The following is a 3532-nucleotide window of genomic DNA, read 5'->3' as shown; positions in this document are numbered from 1 at the left end:
CCTGGCCGACTGCTTCCCCGCGGTCGACTACTTCGAGAACTCCGGCCTGCCCTTCGTCATCGCCCTCAACGGCTTCGACGGCCAGCAGCCCTACAACCCGGACGAGGTCCGGGAGGCGTTGCAGATCGGCCCCGACGCGCCGATCATCACGACGGACGCGAGGCATCGCGCCGACGCCAAGTCGACCCTGATCACGCTCGTGGAGCACGCACTGATGGCGCGACTCCGGTAGGGGTCACGGCCACGGGGCGCGTTGCCGGGTGCGGGCGCGTCGTGGCTCGTCGCGCGGTTCCCCGCGCCCCCGCGAAAGCAGAGGGCGCGGGGAACCGCGCGAGAAGTCCCCACTCACCCGCGCCCGCCGGAACCCCCAGGCACCACATCCGACGAGAAGGGCCCCTCCGCAGCGATGCGGAGGGGCCCTTCTCGTCGGATGTGGGGTCAGCGCCAGCTGTGGGGGGCGCGGAAGCCGTTCTCGCGCTCCAGCCGGCGCCAGCCGGCCCGGGCGCGCCCACGGTGCCCGGCGGCCGCCGGCTCCTGCCGGGCCGCCGCCCGGGCCAACAGCACGGCCGTGATCGCCGCGACTTCCTCGGGCCCGGCGTGCCCCTTCTCGACGCGGATGTCAGGAACGTTCATGGGTCTCAGTCTCCGTGAGGAAGATGTCCGCAGCGTTACTGCGGCGGGTTGCCGTGCTTGCGGGAGGGAAGGTCGGCGTGCTTGGTCTGAAGCATCGCGAGCGACTTGATGAGTACCTCGCGCGTCTCGGCGGGGTCGATGACGTCGTCGACCAGTCCCCGCTCGGCCGCGTAGTAGGGGTGCATCAGTTCGGACTTGTACTCCTTGACCATGCGGGCGCGCATGGCGTCGGGGTCCTCCGCCCCGGCGATCTGCCGGCGGAAGATGACGTTGGCCGCCCCTTCCGCGCCCATCACCGCGATCTCGTTGGTCGGCCACGCGTAGGTGAGGTCCGCGCCGATGGACTGGCTGTCCATGACGATGTACGCGCCGCCGTACGCCTTGCGCAGGATCAGGGAGATCCGCGGCACGGTGGCGTTGCAGTAGGCGTAGAGCAGCTTGGCCCCGTGCCGGATGATGCCGCCGTGTTCCTGATCGACGCCGGGCAGGAAGCCGGGCACGTCCAGGAGGGTCATGATCGGGATGTTGAAGGCGTCGCACATCTGGACGAAGCGGGCGGCCTTCTCGGACGCCTCGATGTCCAGCACGCCGGCCAGGACCTGGGGCTGGTTGGCGATGATGCCGACGACCTGGCCGTCCAGGCGGGCCAGCGCGCAGATGATGTTGCGCGCCCAGCGCTCGTGGACCTCCAGGTACTCGCCGTCGTCGACGAGTTCCTCGATGACCTTGGTCATGTCGTAGGGCCGGTTGCCGTCGGCCGGGACCAGGTCGAGCAGGGTGTCGGAGCGGCGGTCGGCGGGGTCGGAGCACTCGGTGCGCGGCGGGTTCTCCCGGTTGTTCTGCGGGAGGAGGGAGAGGAGGTAGCGCACCTCGGCGAGGCAGGTCTCCTCGTCGTCGTAGGCGAAGTGGCACACCCCGGAGGTCTCGGCGTGCACATCGGCGCCGCCCAGGCCGTTCTGGGTGATCTCCTCACCGGTGACGGCCTTGACCACGTCCGGGCCGGTGATGAACATCTGCGAGGTGTCACGGACCATGAACACGAAGTCCGTGAGCGCCGGGCTGTAGGCCGCGCCGCCGGCGCAGGGGCCGAGCATCACGCTGATCTGCGGGATGACACCGGACGCCCTGGTGTTGCGCTGGAAGATGCCGCCGTAGCCGGCGAGCGCGCTGACGCCCTCCTGGATACGGGCGCCGGCGCCGTCGTTCAGCGAGACCAGCGGGGCACCGGCCGCGATGGCCATGTCCATGATCTTGTGGATCTTCGTGGCGTGGGCCTCGCCCAGCGCACCGCCGAAGATACGGAAGTCGTGGGCGTAGACGAAGACCGTACGGCCCTCCACCGTGCCCCAGCCGGTGATGACACCGTCGGTGTACGGCTTCTTGGCCTCCAGGCCGAACCCCGTCGCCCGGTGCCGCCGCAGCTGCTCGACCTCCTGGAAGGAACCGGGGTCCACCAGCAGTTCGATCCGCTCCCGGGCGGTCAGCTTGCCCTTGGCGTGCTGCGCCTCGGTCGCCTTCTCGCCGGGGCCCGCCAGCGCCTGCGCACGGATCTCGTGCAGCTCGGCGACCCGGCCGCGGGCATCCGCAGGTTCGCCGGTGGGTTCGCCCGTCGTCTCTTCCAAAACGGTCATGTAGTGACCTTACGAAGCCGACCGGTGAAAGCGAGCCGTCGACTCCGTACAGTCTCCGGGGCGTTTTCCTGGTGCGACCGAACAGAACCCTACCGGGATGCAGCCGTTTCGACTGCTCAGAGGGGTTCGGCGTTGTAGGGGGCGCACAAAGGGCGACAGGGAGAGCGTGCTCACATTCGGCCCGTCCGCATGCCCGCACCGGAGTGACGGGCGACGGCCGACCGGGGGGCACGGGAGGGCCGGCCGATGCCGGGCGGGTGACACCGGGGCGCGTGCGGCGGACCGATCGTACGGAGTCCGTGGCGACTTTGCCGAAACGGCCCCGATGATGTTGAAACTTGAACAGAATGGGTCTACCGTACAAGTACGGGGTAGTTCAATCTTCAACCAATTGAGGAGTGCGCCATGGGTATCTTCGGCCGCGGCAACGACGAGACCACCTCCGCCGCGGGCACCGCGGCGGCCGGCCCGGACCTCGCCGCGCTCACCGGCGACTACACCATCGACCCCGCCCACTCGTCCCTCGCCTTCACGGCGCGGCACGCGATGGTGACCAACGTCAAGGGCAGCTTCAAGGAGTTCGAGGGCTCGCTGCACCTCGACGGGAGCGATCCGGCGAAGTCGACGGCCACGATCGATGTGACGATGGCCAGCATCGACACCGGGTCCGCCGACCGGGACGGGCACCTGCGCAGCGGTGACTTCTTCAAGACGGACGAGTTCCCGACGATGACGTTTCGTTCGACGGCGGCGGAGGCGGTGGGCGGGGACGACTACCGGATCACGGGGGACCTGACCATCGTGGGCGTCACCCGGCCGGTGACGATCGACCTCGAGTTCAACGGGTCGGCGACGGATCCGTTCGGGAACGAGCGGGTCGGGTTCGAGGGGCGGGCGGAGATTCTGCGGTCGGAGTGGGGGCTGACGTACAACGCGGCGCTCGAGGCGGGTGGGGTGCTGGTGTCCGACAAGATCAAGCTCTTGTTCGACATCTCGGCGATCAAGCAGGCGTGAGTGTGATCGGGGGCGGCTGCGCCCCCGGCCGTTCTTGACGCCCGCCCTCCACTCCCTGTTCCGGGGAGGGCGGGCGTCGGGCCGCCCAGGCCCTTTTTTTCTCGCCCCCGCCGCCCCTACCCTTCCCGTCCCCCAGGGGCTCCGCCCCTTCGACCCCGGGGGGAGGGGCGCCGGGGAGCTCGGGTGGGTGGGGTTCGTGGGCGGGTGCGGGTCCGTCGTGGCTGGTCGCGCAGTTCCCCGCGCCCCTAAAAGAC

At 69.7% G+C, this 3532-nt stretch carries 3 protein-coding genes and 1 pseudogene; 2 read left to right on the top strand and 2 right to left on the bottom strand.

Annotated elements, in window-relative coordinates:
* Positions 1 to 232 (top strand): annotated as a pseudogene (locus IO29_RS31120) (ATP-binding protein); the annotation flags it as partial.
* Between the two features lie 206 nt (positions 233 to 438).
* Here the strand turns inward: IO29_RS31120 and IO29_RS31115 are convergent.
* Together IO29_RS31115 and IO29_RS31110 are read right to left on the bottom strand one after the other, a co-directional pair.
* Positions 439 to 633 (bottom strand): acyl-CoA carboxylase epsilon subunit, encoded by a 195-nt coding sequence (locus IO29_RS31115; RefSeq protein ID WP_030383499.1) that lies wholly within the window; start codon positions 631 to 633, stop codon positions 439 to 441.
* Positions 634 to 668: 35 nt separating this feature from the next.
* On the bottom strand, positions 669 to 2264 hold the full coding sequence (locus tag IO29_RS31110) for an acyl-CoA carboxylase subunit beta (protein WP_030383498.1): 1596 nt from the start codon (positions 2262 to 2264) through the stop codon (positions 669 to 671).
* A 405-nt stretch (positions 2265 to 2669) separates the two neighbouring features.
* Here IO29_RS31110 and IO29_RS31105 point away from each other — a divergent pair, with 405 nt between their 5' ends.
* Positions 2670 to 3278 (top strand): YceI family protein, encoded by a 609-nt coding sequence (locus IO29_RS31105; protein ID WP_030383497.1) that lies wholly within the window; start codon positions 2670 to 2672, stop codon positions 3276 to 3278.
* Positions 3279 to 3532 lie beyond the last annotated feature (254 nt).

The organism is Streptomyces sp. NRRL F-6676 (genome assembly GCF_000725625.1).
In the GTDB taxonomy this organism is placed as follows: Bacteria; Actinomycetota; Actinomycetes; order Streptomycetales; family Streptomycetaceae; genus Streptomyces.
This window is presented reverse-complemented; position numbering and strand designations above follow the sequence as displayed.

Excerpts from the sequence above, each read along its gene's own strand:
- IO29_RS31115 (WP_030383499.1), bottom strand. The coding sequence starts at position 633 with ATGAACGTTCCTGACATCCGCGTCGAGAAGGGGCACGCCGGGCCCGAG.
- IO29_RS31110 (WP_030383498.1), bottom strand. The coding sequence starts at position 2,264 with ATGACCGTTTTGGAAGAGACGACGGGCGAACCCACCGGCGAACCTGCG.
- IO29_RS31105 (WP_030383497.1), top strand. The coding sequence starts at position 2,670 with ATGGGTATCTTCGGCCGCGGCAACGACGAGACCACCTCCGCCGCGGGC.